Annotated in this window: 18 protein-coding genes and 2 pseudogenes; 6 read left to right on the forward strand and 14 right to left on the reverse strand. The window is 41.4% G+C overall.

Annotation, left to right across the window (positions count from 1 at the left end; genetic code table 11):
- Positions 1-82 precede the first annotated feature (82 nt).
- From HFE01_RS12015 to HFE01_RS12035, 5 genes and pseudogenes are all read right to left on the reverse strand, one after another.
- Positions 83-657, reverse strand: a pseudogene (locus tag HFE01_RS12015) (histidine phosphatase family protein).
- Between the two features lie 173 nt (positions 658-830).
- Positions 831-1,541, reverse strand: coding sequence for an SDR family oxidoreductase (locus HFE01_RS12020; protein WP_016822505.1), 711 nt, complete (start codon positions 1,539-1,541; stop codon positions 831-833).
- Positions 1,542-1,620: 79 nt separating this feature from the next.
- Positions 1,621-2,199, reverse strand: a complete 579-nt coding sequence (locus tag HFE01_RS12025) for a TetR/AcrR family transcriptional regulator (RefSeq protein WP_107733657.1) — start codon at positions 2,197-2,199, stop codon at positions 1,621-1,623.
- A 561-nt stretch (positions 2,200-2,760) separates the two neighbouring features.
- Positions 2,761-4,500 (reverse strand): hypothetical protein, encoded by a 1,740-nt coding sequence (locus tag HFE01_RS12030; RefSeq protein WP_107733656.1) that lies wholly within the window; start codon positions 4,498-4,500, stop codon positions 2,761-2,763.
- Between the two features lie 264 nt (positions 4,501-4,764).
- Positions 4,765-6,264: a malate:quinone oxidoreductase gene (locus HFE01_RS12035; RefSeq protein WP_025366231.1), complete on the reverse strand. Its 1,500-nt coding sequence runs from the start codon at positions 6,262-6,264 to the stop codon at positions 4,765-4,767.
- A gap of 621 nt (positions 6,265-6,885) precedes the next feature.
- Here HFE01_RS12035 and HFE01_RS12040 point away from each other — a divergent pair.
- On the forward strand, positions 6,886-7,164 hold the full coding sequence (locus HFE01_RS12040) for a hypothetical protein (RefSeq protein ID WP_228552464.1): 279 nt from the start codon (positions 6,886-6,888) through the stop codon (positions 7,162-7,164).
- 137 nt (positions 7,165-7,301) lie between these two features.
- On the opposite strand, the gene HFE01_RS12045 is transcribed toward HFE01_RS12040, so the two are convergent.
- The 5 genes from HFE01_RS12045 to HFE01_RS12065 form a co-directional block, all read right to left on the reverse strand.
- Positions 7,302-8,864, reverse strand: coding sequence for a sigma-70 family RNA polymerase sigma factor (locus tag HFE01_RS12045; protein ID WP_107733655.1), 1,563 nt, complete (start codon positions 8,862-8,864; stop codon positions 7,302-7,304).
- Positions 8,865-8,957: 93 nt separating this feature from the next.
- Entirely contained in the window at positions 8,958-9,644 is a 687-nt protein-coding gene (locus HFE01_RS12050; protein WP_243208175.1) for a P-loop NTPase family protein, read from the reverse strand.
- 239 nt (positions 9,645-9,883) lie between these two features.
- Positions 9,884-11,308: an L-arabinose isomerase gene (gene araA / locus HFE01_RS12055; protein WP_107733654.1), complete on the reverse strand. Its 1,425-nt coding sequence runs from the start codon at positions 11,306-11,308 to the stop codon at positions 9,884-9,886.
- A gap of 41 nt (positions 11,309-11,349) precedes the next feature.
- On the reverse strand, positions 11,350-12,045 hold the full coding sequence (locus HFE01_RS12060; protein WP_031462514.1) for an L-ribulose-5-phosphate 4-epimerase: 696 nt from the start codon (positions 12,043-12,045) through the stop codon (positions 11,350-11,352).
- Position 12,046: 1 nt separating this feature from the next.
- A complete protein-coding gene (locus tag HFE01_RS12065) occupies positions 12,047-13,660 on the reverse strand; it encodes a xylulokinase (protein ID WP_107733653.1) in 1,614 nt (537 codons plus the stop codon).
- A 290-nt stretch (positions 13,661-13,950) separates the two neighbouring features.
- On the opposite strand from HFE01_RS12065, the gene HFE01_RS12070 reads away from it, so the two are divergent.
- The 3 genes from HFE01_RS12070 (at position 13,951) to desA (ending at position 18,332) form a co-directional block, all read left to right on the forward strand.
- Positions 13,951-15,039: a GntR family transcriptional regulator gene (locus HFE01_RS12070; RefSeq protein WP_107733652.1), complete on the forward strand. Its 1,089-nt coding sequence runs from the start codon at positions 13,951-13,953 to the stop codon at positions 15,037-15,039.
- 167 nt (positions 15,040-15,206) lie between these two features.
- Positions 15,207-17,201 (forward strand): serine hydrolase domain-containing protein, encoded by a 1,995-nt coding sequence (locus HFE01_RS12075; protein ID WP_107733651.1) that lies wholly within the window; start codon positions 15,207-15,209, stop codon positions 17,199-17,201.
- 135 nt (positions 17,202-17,336) lie between these two features.
- Entirely contained in the window at positions 17,337-18,332 is a 996-nt protein-coding gene (gene desA, locus HFE01_RS12080) for a Delta(5) desaturase DesA (RefSeq protein WP_107733650.1), read from the forward strand.
- 286 nt (positions 18,333-18,618) lie between these two features.
- On the opposite strand, the gene HFE01_RS12085 is transcribed toward desA, so the two are convergent.
- The gene (locus tag HFE01_RS12085; protein ID WP_243208176.1) at positions 18,619-19,053 is read right to left on the reverse strand and encodes a phage tail protein; all 435 of its coding nucleotides are present in this window, start codon (positions 19,051-19,053) and stop codon (positions 18,619-18,621) included.
- Positions 19,054-19,255: 202 nt separating this feature from the next.
- Between HFE01_RS12085 and HFE01_RS12090 the strand changes: the two genes are divergently transcribed.
- Positions 19,256-19,495, forward strand: coding sequence for a hypothetical protein (locus tag HFE01_RS12090; protein ID WP_167437934.1), 240 nt, complete (start codon positions 19,256-19,258; stop codon positions 19,493-19,495).
- Between the two features lie 106 nt (positions 19,496-19,601).
- Here the strand turns inward: HFE01_RS12090 and HFE01_RS27700 are convergent.
- Positions 19,602-20,299 (reverse strand): annotated as a pseudogene (locus HFE01_RS27700) (SMI1/KNR4 family protein); the annotation flags it as partial.
- A gap of 275 nt (positions 20,300-20,574) precedes the next feature.
- Between HFE01_RS27700 and HFE01_RS12100 the strand changes: the two are divergent.
- Positions 20,575-20,955 carry a hypothetical protein gene (locus HFE01_RS12100; protein WP_107733647.1) on the forward strand — a complete coding sequence of 127 codons (381 nt, stop codon included), beginning with the start codon at positions 20,575-20,577 and terminating at the stop codon, positions 20,953-20,955.
- A gap of 72 nt (positions 20,956-21,027) precedes the next feature.
- On the opposite strand, the gene HFE01_RS12105 is transcribed toward HFE01_RS12100, so the two are convergent.
- Entirely contained in the window at positions 21,028-21,555 is a 528-nt protein-coding gene (locus tag HFE01_RS12105; protein ID WP_107733646.1) for a hypothetical protein, read from the reverse strand.
- A 121-nt stretch (positions 21,556-21,676) separates the two neighbouring features.
- A complete protein-coding gene (locus HFE01_RS12110; RefSeq protein WP_107733645.1) occupies positions 21,677-22,318 on the reverse strand; it encodes a hypothetical protein in 642 nt (213 codons plus the stop codon).
- Positions 22,319-22,346 lie beyond the last annotated feature (28 nt).

The raw sequence follows: 22,346 nt of genomic DNA on the forward strand, positions 1-22,346 counted from the left end.
GTAAGATTTAAAAAGAGACTGCCCTTCGCCAAGGGTAGTCTCTTTTTAAAGAATAGTCCCTATACCATTTCCTCACAAACCACTACCGCATACACCATAACCTTTTTACCTCGACTAACTCCTGATCGTTGAACTTCATTCTGTATACATCTGGTTTGGATGTGTGTAGTAGAAAATCCAAGTCGTACTGCTTGTCATAATACCCCATCATTAAAGTCATAACTGCCCCATGAGTGCCTAATGCAACTTTCTGTCCTCGATAGGTTTTTAACAATTCTTTTAGAACTGCTATACTTCGGTTCTGACAAATCGTATTAGACTCTCCTCCCTGTAAGCAAAGTTTGGATCAGAAAATGACTTATCTAATAAAGGGAATAATTCCTCATCGGGCATTCGGTGGTCTTCATTCAAAAAGATCCTTTCTTTAAGATCCTCGAATACCAAAACTTCTTGTCCTGAACATCGGGCTAATTCTTGGATGGTTAGGATTGCTCGTTGATATGGACTTGAAACGAAGACCCCGATCCCCTCTCCTTTCAGTAATTCCGTTATTCGATAGGCATCTGACTTCCCTTTATCCGTCAACCCTCTAGTTCTTTCATTTCCTTCCGTCTTCGGTGATTCGCCATGTCTCACCATGTAAATGAAAGTTTCCAAAATAGCCTCCTTAAAGGATATCGTTTTGCTCTCGTGATTCCTGAAACCGCCCATTGGTTATAATTTTAGAGCAAATCCTTCGGTATGACCAATCCAGTCTGCACTCACCATACACGAACTGATAATTGCTGTTACAATGTCATATATTATCTTTTTCTTTCATGCATAACGCTTTACCACGGAAGCTGATCATCCATGTAATAGAATCCGCCTGTTGGACCATCCTCTGGCAGGGTCGCCAGTCGGACCGCCGTTTTTGCTCCATCCTCCACCGACAGTTCCGCCTTTTCCCCACCCATCTGCGTTTTGACCAAGCCGGGGTGTACGGAGTTAACCTTCAGATGCGTCCCACTGTTTTTTTGCGCCCAGTAGGCCGTCAGCATATTCAAAGCTGCTTTAGATGCGGCATAAGCCGGGGTAGCAAGCCGCTGCACCCGTTCATTGGAAAGTTGGAACTGAATCGAGCCTATAGCGCTGCTTTGGTTGACGATTCTGCCTGCTTCGCTCTTTAACAGTAATGGCAACAGTGCTTCTGTAATCAAATAGGGTGCGAACGTGTTCACCTCAAAAGTATCTCTGAAAGCATCCCCGTCATAACCCGCTTTTTCTGCCAAAATGCCTGCATTGTTGACCAAAATGTCCAGCCGACCGTAAGTCTTCTCAATGAATTGCGCCAATTCCGCGATATGTGCAGAATTCGTAACCTCCAGCTTCACGCCGACTGCCTGAATGCCATCTTGCAATAGCCCGGCCGCTGCTTCATCTGCTGCTGTTTTTGTGCGCGCAGCAACCAATACCGTTATCCCTTGCCGCCCCAATTGTCTGGCAATCTCCAGTCCGATTCCTTTGCTTGCTCCGGTAATTAACGCGATTTTGTTTGTCATGATTTATTTCCTCCTCATTTTTATAAAATTGAGAATGATCGTTCTAATAACATGAAAAAAATTTGTTTTCGTGTATCGTCTATGTCTCTAAAGTACGTAGATTTAACTCGGCTATCCGTTGCAGCTTTTCTTTCGGAACGGAAGTCCGCACCATCACCCTCAGTCCCGCTAATGCATTTTGCAGATACTCAGCCAATTCCTTCGCTTCGTACTGCTGTGTGAATTCGCCGTTTTGCTGTCCCCACGTTACGATTTCTGCAAGCAGCTCCTCCGATTTTGCAAAGGCCTTCGTCGCTATCGCATCAATCTCCTCATCCCGAGCTGCTAATTCGACAGCCGAATTCACGAACATGCAACCGGGCGGTACGTCCTCTTCACCATTAATGATAAAGTCGAAAATGAACTGAAGTGCCTGCTTAGCCGTCTGGGATTGCTTGATCCCTGCCGACCATCTACCACTAACTCGCTCTCCGAATCGGTCCATCACTTTAAGAAACAGGGTGTGCTTGTCGGTAAAAGTATCATAGATACTTCTTCGATGGATCCCCATGTGCTCGACAAGATCATTCATCGAGGTTTTCTCATACCCCTGCTCCCAGAACAGCTTCATAGCTTTTTCCAGAACAACGTTTTCCTCAAATTCTTTGCTCCTGGCCATCGTAGCTACCCCCTGTTTAGAATAGGTTTGGATTAATTTGCATGACCTTTTGGAAACGATCGTTCTACATTGGTCGCTGATATGTCTTTCTTCTCTGTCTGGCTTTATCCTAACATATCGGGAACGATCGGTAAAGAATTATTTCACCAATCTTATATCTTCTATTCTGGATACATGCCTAAGAAATCCCTATAATTGAATTTTTGTTACCTAGAAAACTTACTAAATAGCTTCTCAATGTTCACCTGAATTCTCCAAGACAGCCTCAAATGTGGGGTTAATTATCATGAATCATTTACGATGAGTACGGACAAGTATATTTAGTGAGAAATAGTTTAATCACGTCAAGTCATAAAAGGATCATGGAGAAAAAAAGCATCAGAAAAGAAGATGCTTCTTTTATTTCTTTAGAAAACGGCTTCCCAAAATTCAAAGTATTCATTAAAAATTAATTTATAACATCCTATCGGTCGAAAATTGTTCTCGTAAACGGATGATTTCAAACTCTAGCAATTCTTCTTTCTGTATTTTACTATTACTTGTTATTTATTTAATTGAATATCAAATGGTCTTTTTGCAAAAACTCAGGAAAGCTTCAAAGGAGCATATATTAACTTCATTCTCATTATCATAAGTTCCATCTAAGAAATGTGGAAATTTATGAGTTAAAAATATATGAATCTCATTAAATTCTCCACCAAGAACTTCTTCCATTAGCTTCTTATTTTGATTAATAATATCTCTAAGCTTATTTAAGCCAATTAAATATTTTTTTGTTTTTTGGAATGCTCTACTAATTTCGTGTAAATTTCTCTGGAAATCTCTATTTTTCAATTCCATAATGTACAACTTTTTATTTTTTATAAAATAGCAGTCTATTTCTTGAGGAATCCCCTTTTTGTTCTCAAATAAATGCTTACATTTTAATTGCTGATTCAGTGGATAATTAATTTCATAATGAACGTCTCTCTTTTCAAAATTTCCCCTTAGTTTTTTTATATCTATTTCATCAAACTTTTCTTTCACCAAATTCTTTGTCTTTTTATCTAGTTTTTCATCTAATTCATTTTTGAGAATTCTATACCTAAAGTAGATTGCAGACTCTATAAGAACAAAAAACGAAATCAGAAAATAATTAGAGACTTTTATTAATGGCGTACGAAAAAGTCTATTATCATTTCTAAAAATTATAGTATAAATATTGTTTTCATCAGTGGGTTTTAAAGTTAAATCCCCCAACATATTAATTATTTCTAGTTTAGATTGCTTAGTCTTTGAATATATATCTTCAATTAGAGCATCCTCTTCAATTAGTGTCGCCAATGTTCTTGTTTCTAAAAACTTTGTATCATAATTATACAAATACTCTTCTAATAAAAATGGAGAATACCCTCTTTTTTTCTCAAATTCCTTATAAATTTCTCTTAATTCCTCACTTTGTATGTTAATTATTTTTTCATTATTAATATTTAGATAACTATGAATCTTATCATTTAGCGATCCTTCAACTAATATTTGATTATTCTCTAATTTTACTGTCCCACCTATTTCGTATATATACGGAAGGTTTTTTCGTAATTGTTCTGTACTAATAAGTAACCTAGTAATTTTTAATATTTCTCTTATTTCAATCGTTTCATTATTTCTTTTTGCAAAATCCACTTGGCTATTTAAGATAAAATGAATTAAATACTCGAAAGATTTTTTTTCACTACCAAAAAAATTACTTACTATATTTTTATTTTTTTCGTATATAGTGGAGAATGTTTCCGAAATCAAGTTTATATAACTGATATCCGTCCTTGCTTCTATATTAATATCTGTTTTCCAATTATAAGCTTGGGCAGAGATATAACTCACAATACTAGCATTCATATAAAAGCTTTTTAAAAGATTTTCTCTAGAATGAAAAGAAAGTAAGTTTACTAATGTTGTTTTATATTTATTGCAGAGACTATTTAAAATAGCATACAAATTTTCTTCCATAGAGCAATTTATATGTCCAGGAATAGATAAAGATCCAATCGTTTTTGATTCTATCAAATTAATCTCATCTTGAAGATCAATCATATTTAATGAATGACTACAAGTACTATATTTTTCAGCAATAAAAAATATCTGAAACAAAAGCTCACTATTTTCTCCAGAAAAAAACAACGCATTTGAATATAAATAATCAAAGAATTTATCTACATTGATTTTCATTGTTGGATTATATTGATCATAATTATTTTTATGGTTAGACCATTTAATAAGCCCATCCTGAAGTTTATCAATCGATATTATAGAAGAAAAGTCCATTTTAGTTCATCCTTTTGGCTAAATAATTATAATAAAAATTTAATTTTTATATATAAGGAATTACTAATAACCTCTATATTCATAAGCAAGTAATTTAGCGGTGGGGAGACTCTCCACCGCTCATGGAACAGTATTTTAAACTCAAGAAACTTTTCAATCGTATAGATTCATTTACAATCGGTTTTTAGGAAAAATAGTCTTCTTTGAAAGGCAAGGTAATAATGTTATCGAATAAAATTTAAAATCCGTATCTGCAGCCAATAATTAACGATGCAGCGGTTCTTTTTCGCCCAGACCCAGCACCTCTGTAGTGGTATTGTGGATCTGTTGGTAAAGCTCTGAGTTTTCCGCTAACGACAATCCATAAGAAGGAATCATCTCTTTTATTTTTGGTTCCCATTTTTCCATATGTTGTGGGAAGCATTTCTCTAATACCTCCAGCATAACGTGGACAGCAGTAGAAGCCCCCGGAGAAGCACCGAGCAATGCAGCCACCGAGCCGTCAGCGGAACTAACCACTTCCGTACCAAATTGAAGGGTTCCTTTACCGCCCTCTGTATCTTTGATCACCTGCACACGCTGACCTGCTACCACGATATCCCAGTCCTCAATTTTGGCGTTGGGAATAAACTCGCGTAATTCCTCCAGGCGCTTTTCATTCGATAACATCACTTGCTGAATCAGGTATTTGGTCAATGCCATCTCTTTTGCCCCTGCCGCCAACATCGTGATGAGGTTATTGGGTTTTACGGAACCAATCAGGTCCAGATTTGAACCCGTTTTCAGGAACTTTGGTGAGAAGCCGGCAAACGGTCCAAACAGCAGCGCTTTTTGGTTACCGATGTATCTAGTATCCAGATGCGGGACAGACATAGGTGGAGCACCGACCTTCGCTTTACCGTATACTTTTGCATGATGCCGGGCGACCACTTTAGAATTGTTACATACCATAAATAGTCCACTTACCGGGAATCCCCCGATATATTTGGACTCAGGAATGCCAGTTCTTTGGAGTAAAGGTAGACTTCCGCCCCCACCACCGATAAAAACGAATTTGGCAGTATGATATTCGATTTTTCCGTTATCCAGATTATGCACTTTGACTTTCCACGAGCCATCACTCGCACGTTTAATATCCTTTACACTATGCTTGTATTTAATCTCGACGTTTTTGCTTTTTAAATGGTCAAACAACATGCGTGTTAAAGCACCAAAGTTGACATCTGTTCCAGAGTCGATTTTGGTTGCCGCAATCGGTTCATTCAATGTACGACCTTCCATAATTAGCGGAATCCATTCCTTCAGCTTTTCAGGGTCATCGGAAAATTCCATGCCTTGAAATAGCGAAACACTTGAAAGCGCTTTAAAGCGCTTTTTTAAAAAAGATACGTTTTTTTCACCCATTACTAAACTCATATGGGGTATGGGCCTGATAAAGTCCTGTGGATTACGAATCAAATTACTGTTGACAAGAAAAGACCAAAACTGTCTTGAGAGCTGAAACTGTTCGTTGATATTAACCGCTTTACGAATATCTACAGATCCGTCCGCTTTTTCGGATGTGTAGTTCAGCTCGCACAGTGCAGCATGACCCGTGCCTGCATTATTCCATTCGTTAGAGCTTTCTTCTCCTGCACTTGCCAGTTTCTCAAACACTTTAATTTCCCATTCCGGTGCTAACTCTTTCAGCAATGATCCCAAAGTCGCGCTCATGACTCCGGCACCAATTAAGATAACGTCTGTATTTTTCTGAATACTATTCATAAAAACCTTCCTTATCTCTTATATTTGCAAAAAAGAGCAGGCCCTCCTGCTTAACTGACTCAAGAAGCAAGGCTCCACTCAGGAACATACCTTTTCTATCTCCATTATAACTTAAATATAATCATTTAAAAATTATATCTACTTTTATCTGATAATTATAAATCATTTCTGCTAAAAAGTGAGAATTTTCTTGCGAAAATAAAAATTGAACTCAGCTTTTTATAAGAAACATAGCTGATTTTGTTACTCTCGTGGAATACAGCTTCCCAATAATTAAATCAACAGTTTATGTATATGAATAACCAGGAATTGTTATGTAGGATTTCAAGAATTAATGCGCGATCCATCTTGGGACTGTACGCAAACTGTACAATGCATAGAAATCAAGTAAAATAAGGGACATAAGGCGAAGATCCCCCATGACCTGGGCTATTGTTGGAATATTTTCTTTTGTCAGGGAAGAACGGTTTTCGGACTGAAATGCTGAAGAAGCAGAATCTGTAATGATTCTGTAAACCTTGTAGGAATGGGGACTAGAGTGCTATGAGGAAAATAGTAGTTAGTGGGAATACGTACTTGTGGAGTTATAAAACAGTCAGAGATATTTACTGTAGATCCAAGTTGACTATTATTTCTGAAAATAAAGATATAAAATTTATAATTCAGTTTACTACTAAAGATACAATTGTCACTGGTAGCCCTTTGAATGAGGGATTACGTGTGATGAAAGAGGGTAAACAATATTCTATTAATCTGAACCAACCTAAGTATGTTGCTGAAGTGTTGCAGTATATACTTGATATGGAGTTAGATGTGACAGTGAAGAAAGTGCATGAGCTAAATGGTAATGAATTGTTGGTTAGTATGGGGTATCAGGATGTGACTGGACTTTTGATATGAACTAAGCCTGTTCCACATTCTAAATCAAGCAAAAGGCCTTCCCCGAAGGAATGGCCTATTTGTTATGGAAAGACACCTCATTTTTCATGCCTCACTCTTAGTCACTTTATAGAGAACTTGCTGTTATTTAGGATAAGTTACGTATACACCAACTGCTTTCCCTCTGAATCCCAACGCCATGCCAAATCACCTTGTAGCCATAAACCACCATAGCACTCGTCTATTCCCTTTATCTTCACCCAGTCATGTACTCCCGCCACTGTATTCCTCCCTACTTCCGTTAATGCAACAACGCATTGCTCAAAGAATGGAGTTGTTTTCTTTTGATGATCAGGAAATGAGTGGCGACCTTGAATCTCCAATAGTGCATGTGGTTGCTCCGACATATTCCTCAAACGGTACCAAAATTCCAAATCACCCATGCCCAAACCACTTATTCGGTTCCCGATCTGCTTAAACAATTCATGTGGAGTATTTACTCCTTGCTGGATGAGTTCCAAAGTTGTCTGCTCTACGATGCCCAGCCCATTGACGGTAGAAGGTAGACGAGATAGGTGCAGTTCAAGTGCCGCATGAGCAAAAGGCAGGGCAGATGTGTCTTCGTGCAAAATATCAATATACCGCGTTATATCCGGGGAGGTATATGCTTCCCAGATTCTTTTGCCCATCTCAAGCTCCTGCTGGCCAATCTGCTGCCACGTGCCTGACAATTTTTCTAACTGCTTCGTTGTAAGCTGTCCCAAGCCCCTAAACGGTTCAATACCTGGGTAGTTGCCGATGCACAGCAAGCTCAGTTTGGTTTGGCCTAGGGTTTGCATTGAAAACCAGTACAACAAGTAACTTAGCATCAGCTGGTCGAACAAATCGTGCTCAAACCATAGCACGACTTCGTCGTACTTATGAAAGTTATGCAGAGTCTGCTCCTGAGCCTCGCAATTGGATACATATTCTTCTGCTGGAATCCCGAGAGTTCTCTCCAAATATTCCACTCTTGCTGCTCTAGATGAGGGCTCGCCCATTTCAAGGAAAACCGGACCTACCGGATACACCTCTCTCCAGACCAGGATATCTCCGCGAATGTTCCCTTTCCTCAGCTTGTCACCAACATGGTCTCCGTTGACTATATGTAGCACCGATTCCCCTCCTTCGTAAATATCGTTAAACATGGATACAAAGTCGCTGACAAGCAGCGAGGCTCTCAGCTTATTGCGGGCATCGAACAATCGTTTTTTCAGCACGGATGGAGATACACATAGATAGCTTGATATTTCACCGATTGAATACCCTTGAAAATAGTACAGCTGAACCGCCAGTTTCAACTTGTCAGATAAACCCTCGACGGATTGATGAAGCTTTTGGTGCCATTCCCTTCTTTCAGCGATAAGCTCCACATCAAATTTCTCTACATCCATGACTATAGTTTCGTCCAACGGCATCATCGTGGGCTTCTTCCGGCGTAGAAGACGATGACATTGACGTTCGACAATGATCTTGAACCATCCAGGGAACGCCTCTGCTTCCTGTAATTTATGGAGATTGGCAAAAGCTTCAGCGAACGCCTCCTGAACTGTATCCTCAACCAGACCCCAATCCCCCAACCTCGTATATGCTACTGAAAAAGCCATCCCACTGAAATGCTGTACAATTTGCTCCCATGCGATTTGATCGCCTAGCCGGGCTTCCTCAATCCAACGCTGCACCTCTTGCACCTCCTCTGTATGTAAATTCTATATATAAGTGCCGGTAAGGCTGCAAATGGTTACTTTGTCTAATTAAACTATCGTTTCCCGAGATTATAAATACTTCATCATGATGTTCGAAACAGTCTGCTGTTGATTCTCCCAATCATAATCGGAGTTATCCATTATAAAAGTTTGAAAAGGAAGCTGCTCAATAATGTGCAATTCTAGCTCTCGTCGATGTTCAAGGAACTGTATATATCCATCGTACCCGTGCAACCCCTTATTTTTTCCATAATCCTGCTCCGTATGGTACCAAATCACAAAATCTAGCCACTCTTGAGGCCTCATCGTTTTCACTCGCTCAATCGTCTCACGGACACTAGGTTGCTTCAGATAGAACAAAATTGGATTAAGGTCCTGAATTTGCTCCGCAATCTGTAATACGTGCTGAACAAGTCGATCATCTCCAGCATCATGTCGAGCGAGTAATGCACACCCTGGGTTCTGTAAAAAACAGCATTCGAGTATGACCAGCTTATCCTTTTCTCGCTGATTCTTAGCAAAAGAACTCCAACGTTGAACCATCAACTCGCCATATTTTTCTACAGGTATTCCATCGTAGATTTCATAGCGCCGGATTTCCTCATACAAACTAGAAGGAATTTCATTTTGAGCTAATTGCTGCGCAAGCGCGTATGCGATTAATGAGTCGTTACCGCTTAGCGATACAAATGGATCAATATCATGAAATACATCGGCATAGCTAGACCGGAGCCTATCAAGTTCCTCATTCGGCACACATGCAACCGATTCATAATCAGCGGGATGTCGTAAGTTGCGTGTTTAAGGTGTCCTGTATATATTGGGATAATGTAGATTTTCCAGAGCCAGGTATACCTTCAACCATAACCAATTTTGTTGCCGCAGATGGTAAATTCGCCATAGTATCACATCCTTAAGAATTAAAATCCTCTGAGAAACAATAAAAAGCATTGGGTCCTGAGGACTGACCCAATGCTTTTATAGATGATCTATAATTATTTAATAATTACGTATTCCAGGTTAACCAGTTTTGCATAAGCAACAATTTGGTCTGTAGTTAGATTCAAGGAAACTACAGTATGGTGACCGCCGCCGTTCTCAATCCATGCTTTAACTCCATCTTGGAAGTTTGGCTTCACGTTCCACAGTACACGGGCCACTGGAAGTTTGGGAGCAGGAACTGTTGGTTCAAATGCAGTAACCTCATTGATCAGCAGTTTATAATGTGTGCCAAAGTCAGCCATGGAAACAACCACACCGTCTCCTGCCTTACCGTCAAACACCAGACGGGCTGGATCTTCACGATCGCCGATACCTAACGGAGAAACGATAATTTTAGGCTTGTTGCTTGCCAACGTTGGATCAACTTCAAGCATATGCGATTGAAGGATCGATTCCTGACCAGCTGCTAATTCATAGGTGTAGTCTTCCATAAAGCCAGTGGATTGATTATGGCTCATGACTTTAAGCAGACGATCGAGCGCTGCAGTCTTCCAGTCTCCTTCACCAGCGAAGCCGTATCCTTGTGCCATCAAACGTTGAACGGCAAGACCAGGAAGCTGTTTCATACCGTAGAGATCTTCAAAGTTTGTAGTGAAGGCAGTATAACCACCATCATCCAGGAATCGTTTAATAGCAATTTCATAGCTTGCTTGCACTCTTACGCTGGATTCCCAAGCTTCCTTGCTGTAAGTACCATAATCAAATTCATACAGTTTGGCATATTCTGCGAATAAAGCATCAATTTCTTCTTCCTTCACAGCATTGACGTACTGAACAAGGTCGCCAATTCCGAAGTAGTCAACGGTCCATCCAAATTGGATTTGGGCTTCGACTTTATCCCCTTCCGTAACACCAACGTTACGCATGTTGTCGCCAAAACGGGCAACTTTGATATTGAAGCTTTCGTTATAAGCAACCGCTACATCCATCCACTCAGCGATTTGCTTTTGCACTTCCGCGCGTTCCCAATACCCTACAACCACTTTATTCTGTTTTTTCAAACGGGCATTGATAAATCCATATTCACGGTCACCATGAGCTGCCTGATTGAGGTTCATAAAGTCCATGTCAATTGTAGCCCAAGGAATGCTTTCATTATACTGAGTAGCCAAATGAAGCAGCGGTTTTTGCAACAATTTAGTACCGCGAATCCACATTTTTGCAGGTGAGAAAGTATGCATCCAAGTGATGACACCAGCAACCTCATCACGATAGTTGACTTCTTTCATGAGGCTGGTGATTTTGTCTGCACTAACTGCCAGATCCTGCAATACGAGCGGATAAGGCAACACACCGCTTTTATTTAAGGCATCGGTCATTTCTTGTGCGTGTGCTTTCACTTCTGCTAATGCTTCTTCCCCATACAAATGTTGTGAACCTACGACAAACCAGAACTGTTTTGTACCTACTGTTGACATAACATTCATCCTCTTTTCTTCGTTTGTTAGTTTAGTTGGTCTTATTTTTGCCCGTAGTAAGCGTCTTTCCCATGTTTGCGCAAATAGTGTTTATCTAGAATACGCTGCGGCAATTCTTCAGCAAAATGATTCAATTCCCGTGCGAATAGGTTCATTTTCGAAACTTCTTCCAATACGACGCTATTCATAACTGCGGATTTCGCATCTTTGCCCCAGGTGAAGGGAGCATGACCCTTAAGCAGGACACCTGGCACTGCTAAAATATCCAACCCACGCTGCTCAAAAGTTTCGATAATGACACGGCCTGTTTCGGCTTCGTAACCACGATCAATCTCGTCTTGTGTCAAGAAACGAGCGCAAGGAACAGAACCATAGAAGGTGTCTGCATGAGTAGTCCCCATTACAGGTACATCCAGGCCGGCTTGAGCCCAAACGGTCGCCCAGGTCGAATGCGTGTGCACAATACCGCCGATTTCTGCGTAGTGCTTGTAAAGTACGGCATGAGTCGGTGTATCCGATGAAGGTCTCATCTCTCCTTCAACAACATTGCCGTCAAAATCAACAACTACCATATCGCTAGGTTTCATCGTGTCATAGCTAACACCACTCGGTTTGATAACGAATAAGCTGCGCTCACGATCAACAGCACTTACGTTACCCCAGGTGTATTTCACGAGTCCATGTTTAGGCAAATCCAGATTGGCTTGAAATACTTCTTCTTTCAGCTGCTCTAACACGTCAATTCCTCCAGTTTTCCACTAGATTATCTACAGCAGCCTGCTCAATCGCCAGGCCTTGTGTGTAGCGTTCCAAGAATGTTTCGAATCCCTTAACATCGGAACCGTCGGGATGAATTTCTTGTCCCTCAACATCTCTGAATACTTTTTGGTCGAGGAAGTCTTCCAGACTTTCTTGCTGATCCTTGTTCATCATGTAAGAAGCCAGAATAGCCATACCCCACGCTCCGCCTTCTCCAGCTGTTGCCATCACGGATACCGGAACATCCATAGCTGCCGCGACAATTTTTTGTCCGACAATAGGAGTTTTGAATAAACCACCGTGGGCCAGAATGCTGTCAATTGCGACATTTTCTTTCTTCGTCAAAATATCCATCCCGATTTTCAAAGCAGCAAATGCAGTGAACAGATGAGTGCGCATGAAATTGGCCAAATTGAAACGGCTCTCAGGAGAACGGACAAACAATGGCCGGCCTTTCTCTATTCCGGTGATGTTTTCTCCTGACAAATAGCCGTAGCTAAGTAAGCCGCCGCCATCTGGATCTGCTTCCAGGGCCTTATTCAGCAACACGCTGAATAATTGATTCGGGTCCGCCTTTTGCCCCATGGCCTCATAGAATTCACGGAACAAGCCCAGCCAAGCATTGAGATCACTTGAACAGTTGTTAGCATGAACCATTCCGACCGGATTACCATTCGGTGTGGTCACCAGATCAATTTCCGGATATACCGCCGAAAGATCCTTCTCTAATACAATCATGGCAAAAACTGAGGTTCCCACAGACACGTTGCCAGTACGTTTTCTCACACTATTCGTAGCGACCATTCCTGTTCCCGCATCACCTTCTGGAGGACAAAGCGGAATACCCGGTTGTAAATCTCCGGATTTATCTAAGATTTTGGCTCCCGCTGCGGTTAGTACACCTGCCTGCTCGCCTGAGATATGAACTTTAGGAATAATGTCTTGTAACTTCCAATCGTAGCCTTTGGCTGCAATGAGTTCATCAAACTGCTTAACCATCGACTCGTTATAATCATGTGTAGTCTCATCAATTGGGAAGATCCCCGAAGCGTCCCCGATGCCAATGGCTTTGTTGCCAGTCAGCAGCCAGTGAATATATCCAGCCAACGTCGTAATAAAATCAATATGAGGAACATGTTGTTCTTCGTTCAATATCGCTTGATACAAGTGAGCAATACTCCATCGCTCAGGAATGTTGAATTGGAATTTATCAGTTAAAGCTTTTGCTGCAGCACCGGTTGTCGCATTCCGCCAAGTACGGAACGGAACAAGCAACTCGCCCTTGCTGTCAAAAGCCATATAGCCGTGCATCATTGCAGAGAATCCTATAGAACCAACCGTATGAAGGGTGATTCCGTATTTTTGTTCAACCTCTTGTTTCATTTCACGATAAGCCTCTTGTAGACCTGTAATAATGCTCTCTAAGTTGTACGTCCAATAGCCATCTACCAAGAGGTTTTCCCACTCATAGCTTCCAGATGCGATTGTTTCAAAACGATGATCAATCAGCACTGCCTTGATACGTGTGGATCCAAATTCGATACCAAGTGAAGTTTCTCCCTTAGTAATCGCTTGTTTAATGTCTTGATCCATGCTCACGTTACTCCTCTCTCTGAACAACTGTTATAATCGCAATAATTGAAAGAAGGCGCTTTCTTTTGTTTACAGCCTTAGTATATTTTTTGTTCGTACATTTGTCAACACAAAACCATAGTTATACTTACAAATGCTTTGACGAACCGAGTGTTTTTCTATTTTAACTTTAGTATTTATACAGATAGGACAATAGATTATAATAAACTCATAATTATGCTAAAATATGTACATACAAATATTATAGATACATTAATTAGTATTAGAACAACTTGGAAAGAAGGAATAAAGTGAAACCAAAGTATCAGGTCATCCTTGAAGATATAAAAAGCAACATTCTTTCAGGGGCATACAGCGTAGGAGAACAAATCCCAACGGAATTCGCTTTGCAGGATAAGTATAAAGTTAGTCGCCAGACGGTCCGAAAGGCTATTTTGGAACTATCTAACGAAGGTTTTTTAAGAAGTGAAAAAGGATCTGGCACCTATGTCAGCAACCAATTTCGGTCAAAAACCGGTGGCAATTCCAGCAATAAAACCATCGGAGTCATCACAACCTACATCTCTGATTACATCTTTCCCTCTATTATTCGCGGGATTGAAGCCAGATTGAACGAAGATAATTATTCATTACTATTAGCCAGTACCAATAATGATGTCGCACAGGAAAAGAAAGCTTTGGAGATGATGCTGTCCTTTGGTGTCGATGGTTTGATCATTGAGCCTACGAAGAGCAATCTATATAATCCCAATATCGCTTACTATCTGACGTTCAAGGAACAGGATGTTCCATTCATCATGATTAATGCCTATTATGAAGAGTTGGAGGTTCCCTTCTTTTGCCTCGATGACGTACAATCCAGCTATCTGGCAACCAAAGAATTGATCGCTAACGGACACACACAGATTGGCATCATTGCCAAAATGGACGATTTACAAGGAAAGTATCGAATGAAGGGCTATATCAAAGCGCTTGGAGAAGCCAAATTACGGTTTCACCCCGAGCAAGTGCTCTCATTCTATACAGAAACGAAGCAGGACCTATCCACCAACTTGAAGAAATTTCTGACCGAACAAAGAGACGATTTAACCGCAATTGTCTGCTATAACGACGAGGTCGGACTAGAAGTTGTACATGTATGCAGACAACTTGGTATATCCGTTCCCGAAGATTTGTCCATTATTGGCCAAGACAATTCCTATATTTCCAAAAATGCAAACATCAAACTAACAACATTGACACACCCACAGGAACAAATGGGCCGTGATGCCGCCGACTGGGTTATTAAGAAACTACAAGGGAAGAAGGATCTAAGCAACCAAACCTATTATCAGCCCGTGTTAATTGAAGGAGAGACGGTAAAGAAGAAATTGAAGTGAAGGGGTTCATAGCCCCTTTAAAACCTAGTGCCTAATTGTCATATGACACTTTGGAGTGATTTGGTATGGTGGGTGACGAAATGTAACTTGTTGGTATGACAAATCCTTTGCCATACTTGGTTTTGCCGGACGATAAGGCAAAAATACATTTCAAGGAGAAACCATTCATGGAAAAAATGATTTACACCATTCTCGCGGTTCTACTATTATCTACTACGATAACTACCGCATGTATGGCACCCAACGGCGCGTCAGTTGCCGCACCCGTTAACATACCAGTTGCATCTGAAAAGGCTAGCTTGGAGGGGCCGCGAGATGCCAAGGAACTAGAGGCTTTTGCAGATGGTGTCTTTGCGGACAAAATGAAAAAGTTTAATACCGTTGGTTCTAATTTTGTGGTCGTCGCAGGTGGGAAAGTGATGCTAAGCAAAGGTTACGGGTATGCCGACAAGGGCAAAAAAATCCCTGTTGATAAAAATACCGTTTTTCAAATCGGCTCTGTTACAAAGTCATTCACTGCATTGGCAGCAATGCAGTTGGTCGATAAAGGGAAAATGGATTTAAAACACGATATCCAAGAATATTTAGGAGGAATAAAGGTTCCGAATAAAACAGGAAAAAAACTGACGATGTTTGATCTACTTACATATTCAAGTGGATTTGATGAACCAGATATTCTCATGGAAATGCATCCAGAATTCGCGGACAAATATTTTCCAATGAAGAAGTACATTGCATCAAATATGCCAACTGTTGTCAGGCCTCCAGGAGAAGCGTACACTTATGACAATTTTGGCTTCATGCTAGCGGGATATGCAGTAGCAAACGTAACCGGTATGTCATATTCCAAATATATGGAAAAGAATATTTTCAAACCGTTAGGCATGAATTCGACGAGTGTGCGGTTTACCCCCCAATTGTTAAGCAGAATGGCTGCTCACTATGGACCAACAGGTGAACTGATTCCCTTGGACGGGTTTAAACCAACGGAAAAACCTGAAGGCGGTATCGTTTCAACAGCAGATGACATGGCAAAGTACCTCATTATGCACCTGAACAAGGGCAAGTACAAAGGTAAAGAAGTGGTGAGTCCAAAGAGCATAGAGCAAATGCACACATACCAATTATTCCCTGACAAGGAGTTCCCGGTTACAACAATCGGATTTGAAGGCTACTTCAAAGAGAAGATGAATAATCAGCATGTGATTCTAAAAGGAGGGAATGTTACAGGGCATTCTTCCTTGATTGTTATTCTGCCTGAGAAGAATACAGCCATGTACATGTCCTACAATAACGACTCCATGATGAGTCTTGACGTGTATGAAGAATTTATGAATCATTATTATCCGAGAAAATCAGAGGTTCTAAAGTCAACCTACGCAACATTAAGTGAGCAGCAGGCCCAAGACTACGTGGGATTATACCAAAACACGCGTATCGCTGCCTTAAGGACGAAGGTTTCGTATTCGGACGGGAAATTAATAATGGAGACAGGAACATCAGGCAAACATACACTAAAAATGATCCACCCTTTATTATTTGAAGATGAATCAGGTAATAAATTGACGTTTAATAAAAATGAAGCAGGCCATATTGCATATTTGTATTACATGCAGCTCCCAGATCTCGTTGCTTATGCGCAAAAAATAAACATTGATTCACCATTTTCTGATGTACCTGCGGATAGTAAATATATTTCATATATAAACAACCTTAATGCTTTGGAAGTCATGAGCGGAAAGTCAGCCAACCTCTTCGATCCGAAAGGAACGATGACTCAGGGAGAATTCTCAGAAGTGCTGCTGCGCGCCCACGGGTGGTATAAACAACCTTTCATGATTGAACCGAATAAGAAGCAGATGATGACCGGACTACGTAATTATCAGCCTAATTCTCCTATCACTAGACAAATGGCGGCGGTAATGATCCAGAATCTGAAACAGGTTGAGCCTGGAATTAAGGTTAAATTAAGTGGCGAAACGGATGCTTGGGCAGTTAAAGCAGTCACAGCTTTGGTTTCCCAAGGTATCATGGACCCGAATACCAAGATCAATGTAGACGGCTCCATAGACTTCCGCTCCAAACAGCTTTTGAAGCGTCAAGAAGCCAGTGCCTTGTTGGATCAAGCATTTAATTACTATACGTTGCCAATCAGTCACTAATTCAAAAGATTAAATAGAAAAAGGTAAAACAATAATCCTTAAAAGTATTCGTATGGTGAGTCTTTGTCAATACCAAGCAGGATCACCGCGGAAGCTGGCATCAGCAACGATGATAAAAAACATCAGGAGTAAATCATGTGTAACTCAAGCAAAAGTAATTTGAAAATAGACGTTTCGCCATACGAAAAATCCAATCTAAAAAACAGTTTACAGCAAATATTCAATACGATAGTGCCTTTCTTCCTGCTCTGGTACCTTGCCTACAAAAGTCTGGCGATTTCCTACTGTCTTACTCTGGCAATAACGGTCCTAGCTTCAGGATTTGTAGTCCGGATCTTTATCATTTTTCATGATTGCTGTCATCAATCCTTCTTTAAGAATCGGTTGGCCAATGAGATCTTAGGCACGATAACAGGTGTCCTGACTTTCTTTCCTTATCATCAATGGCAGAAAAGCCACTCAATCCATCATGCCACTAGTGGTAATTTGAATAAAAGGGGGATAGGGGATATATGGATCCTTACGGTATCGGAATATGTATCTGCGTCAGCCTGGAAACGGATGATGTACCGTCTCTACCGGAATCCACTTGTTATGTTCGGGGTTGGTCCAATCTATATCTTCCTTATCAAGAACAGGTTTAACAGGAAGAAGGCCAAACGGAGAGAGATCTATAACACGTATATAACGAATCTGGTCATCGTTGCCTTATCCACCTTGCTCATCTTCACCGTGGGCTATCAGGCGTTCCTACTCGTTCAGGGACCGATATTCATACTTTCGGGGAGTATCGGTATCTGGCTCTTCTATGTGCAGCATCAGTTTGAGGATACGTATTTCGAGCAGGAAGAACAATGGGATTACGTGAAAGCAGCCGTGGAGGGAAGTTCCTATTATAAGCTACCAAAAGTGCTGCAGTGGCTGACAGGTAATATCGGATTTCACCATGTGCACCATCTGAGTCCGAGAATTCCGAACTATTATTTGGAAAAGGCTCATGACAACACGCCACCTCTCCAGAAGGTAAATATGATTACGATTACTTCCAGCCTACCGGCAATTCGATTCAGGCTCTGGGATGAACGTAACAAGAAATTTGTAAGTTTCAAAGAGATTAGTTATTTGCTTTAATCTAATATTTTGTTGTTAACAGAGAATTTGGTATGGTCTCATATAATTAATTCTTACGCTATTCAGGAAGTTGTCTGAAAAGTGGATTTTCTACCATAAGGGACAGTACTTACTTCAGGATTAACGAAAAAAAGCGCGAGTGCGGGGGACTCTCCCAGTGACTCGCGCTTTTTGGTTCATCTCGCCCATTGAGTATGTTATGGGCAAGCGAAAGCCACCCGATAAGGACTTTATATAGGAAAATGGATATATTTACGGACGACTTCAAGAAGCTGACGGGTCAAGATTAATATCCTCCTTTAATTACAAAAAAAGAACCCCGAATTGTTCCAGCTAGCTTTGACTTCTGTCTAGCAAACTTAAACTTTCCTTCTAACTCCTTGGGTACCTCCATCCCCTCAGAAAGCTTAAAACCAACGGCCCGCTTCTTAGTGTCATCAACCGTATACATGACGTTGACCGCAAGACCATCCTCATAAAAGACGTAAGCAAATTTAATATTTTCTACTTGAAAACGTGATGTTTCTAAAGGTTTGGCCGCAAACACAATATCACGCTCTTTCAGAATTCGGTTCACATAATTAAGAGTCTCCTGACTTTCACTAGCTGACACAACCGTAAATTCATGCTTGTATTTGTTCATAAAGTAACGGGCTTCATTAGCACGCAAACCAGCAAGCGCCTCTACTACAGGTGAAGACTCTAAGCCAGCTGTAGACACATTATTAAAATCAACGATATAGGACTCCTTTTATCTCATTATGCCCCAAAAAACTTGCCGCTACTTATGTTACGGTTCTGCGTCCACAACTTGCTGGTACACTCCTCCGCCGTTGTCACGTAGAAACCTTATCTCTTGACATTTTATGGAGAACACTGTATATATTCAAAGCCAATACGAAAGACAGGAAGGGAGGATCTGCATGCACAGAGTGATCAAAATCAAATTTACGCTCTTTTACGGTAAAATGCCTGAAGCACAATGTTATGGGTACTTGGAGTTGAATCAGGATGGCAATATGATCGCGCTCTACAATAGGTACGGTGAGGAAATAGACATGTATGGCGGACATGAATTTGTTAGGGTAAGGACACTTGGCAAATTTGATGACCAAGACCGTGATAATTTTTATTCTTTGTTAGAAAGTGATGGTGTAGGATAATCTCCACAACAGGCTGACTATTCCGGTGCCCAGACACTCCGAAAAGTCGGCCTTTTTGATTTTATTTGCCTTATAGAGTTGACCGGCATGTTATCATAATCCCCTAATCTAGCGCTTTTGTTTGGATTTCTTCGTTTGGAGCGCTCTGATAAATCTGGATCAGTGCATTCTCATCACCCGGCATTCGACTGCCAAACCACCCGATATCATAATCCAGAATAATTTCATCCAGCCAGCGCTCATACCAATTCAGAAAGCTGCCTTCATAGACAAAGAAAAAAGGATGATCGGGATGAAAATCGGAGGTGTACACAATTCTCCCCCTATATTTCCCTTCAAGTACGAGATACATGTCGTATTCGCAGCCTTGGGTACCTAGCACAACATGCCGCCCAACACCTTATTACAGGTGTCGTCATTTTCCTCATCGGGAATGTCCTCGTCCCTGGTCAGGGGCTCAATCAGATGGTTCCATTCCTCTTTGGTCATCCCGGGATGCAGAACGGATTTTGCAAGGAGCACCTGGCGCTCGGTGTAGGAAGTTGCCTTTCCAAGTGAATAAATTCCATAGTAGGGTCCGGCGCCTCCGTTGCCGATTTTCATTAAAAACAGCGCGTAAGGCTCAGGAAGTGTGACCTGATTGAGGGTTTGCCAGTCCTCTAGCTCTTTTGCTGTAAGCTTCTCTTTAACCCTATATTGATGTGAGGATGCTCCAAACACCGAGAAGTCCGCGTTTTTGCGCATGGCTTGACTCAGTTTGTTTTTTATTCGATCCAGTTGCGTTTCTTTCTTCCTAAACCACATATTTGAACTCTCCTGTTGACCATAGCCAGGTTTCCTTGTTTGCTTATCCAGCAATTTTATTGTTTTTTCTATGGGTCGTACCTCTTTAAAATGATATGTATCTAGAGTACCACAGGAAAAATCCATATGAATGGAATCTATATGTGGATTAGACTATAATCACCTTGTTATTCATGTAAGCCACTCCTCATTTCTCGGAAATTAACGACATAATTATTTAATTAAACTCATTAAACGCAGTTCATTTTAAACAACATAGAGTGAGGGAGAAAATAATGAAAAGCCAATTAAGAAATATTACGGTCGACGGTTATGCATTCGTTTATTGGTATTCAGGCGGGTCCCGCTTCGTCTTAAACCTATCTCCCAAAGAGAATAAAAACATCAAAGTCACGCTCATCTTCCAGGCAGATCCTCCCGATGAAGAGCCTCGTACTTATTGGGCCTTTTATGATATTTCAGCACAAAATAATAACATGGAAACTGTCCTCCATCTGGGTAAACCCAAGCATATCGCTGAAATTATCTCTTACTTGATGGCAAAACGACAAGAGCTTTTGACCCAGGGGAAACCTCAGGTTCTGGATAATGCCTGGGATTTATTAAAGGAGATGGGCTATTCCGAGCTAAATCCAATTTGGATTAGACAGTGGTAGTCCTAATGGCTTGTGGGCTAGCCCCCTTTGACCTGACCACTCAAAGGGGGCTTAAAGTCCACAGGGGTACGATTATTCGTTATTCGGCGTAGTCGGACTAGCCGAGGGCATCAAGCCTTTAACAGCGCCGAGAAACGGGCGAATGGACTTGATCATGCCGTAGCCCATCTTCACAACCGGGACAAATTTCTGGATCATGCCGAACAGTCGCAAGCCGCCGCCGAGCATACCACCAAGCCCTCCTGCGCCTGCAGTGGAGCCGCCAAGGCCGCCTAACAGCGAGCCCATCATCGGCAGGAATGCCGACACCTTGGCGTCCTGCTTGCGAAAGCGCGAACGGCTAGACGGTTTACGTGTGCCGCTTTTCCGGTTGCCGAGACGGACGCCCGGGGCATGCGAACTGGCTCTGCGTTTGAGAGATCGGGAATCTTGCTTCCCGGAAGAAGCGCGTGGAGGAGCACCAGCACTGGCAAGTATCAACCCGCCGCGATTAACGTCGGTGATGTAGCCGACGTAAGTCTCTCCGCTGTGCAGGGTGACACAGACCGGACGGCCTTGAAACTTCTTAGCCCGTGCACGCATCTCTTTCGATTGTGCCATGGAAGTTCACCTCGCTCACTGATTATAATTCAGTTTACGCCAGGGGCGGGCTTCCTGCTTGTGCGAATGGGGCATACGCACGCCAAAAATCGCCTGACGTGCTCGTTAGCCCCACGCCAAATCAAGAGAATTGCCAAAAACCTGCTACTGGATGGTGTATCTCAGTCGCCCCCACGTTGGCGAAAATATATAGTGATCCAAAACCAAAAGGATAATTGTAATCCTCCTGAAGTAACGTTTCGGGGTAACCATCTTCATCTACCTGCAATAAAAAGGAAAAGGACTCCTCTTTCAGCTTCGTAAAATAATAGTCTTCATTTTGAATAAGTCTCGGGTTTCCGCCCAGTTTGATCAAAAAAGGCTGATCCATCGATTTTTTGTCATGGCTTAATTCCCCATCTGAAATTGCATGCTTTACAAGCCCTGGGTTAGTAAACATATCTTTGACACTTTCAGTTGAAGTGGGATGCTCAATCACCTTGACCGAGCAATTAGGATAAATGTTGTTTTCTAAATACTCCTCATAGTCTTCAGGGATGAAGATCGAAATCATGCTCTCCGGTTTAAAGGGATGGACGAGGCTCAAGTAAAAAACATATTTTTGGTTATCTTCGTGGATGAGGTCCGATTGATTATCAAAAAATTCGGGCGCATTCCCGCCGATCCAGCCCGCACTATGCTTGTTCGATAGGATCGACCCCGCATAATAAAGGATACATTCCGTTCTCTCAGCTAAAATATTCATTTGATATTCATTAGGCATTTTACAACTCTCCCTCAAGAAATGCGAA

The organism is Paenibacillus sp. EKM10P (assembly GCF_011800655.1).
Classification (GTDB): domain Bacteria; phylum Bacillota; class Bacilli; order Paenibacillales; family Paenibacillaceae; genus Paenibacillus; species Paenibacillus polymyxa.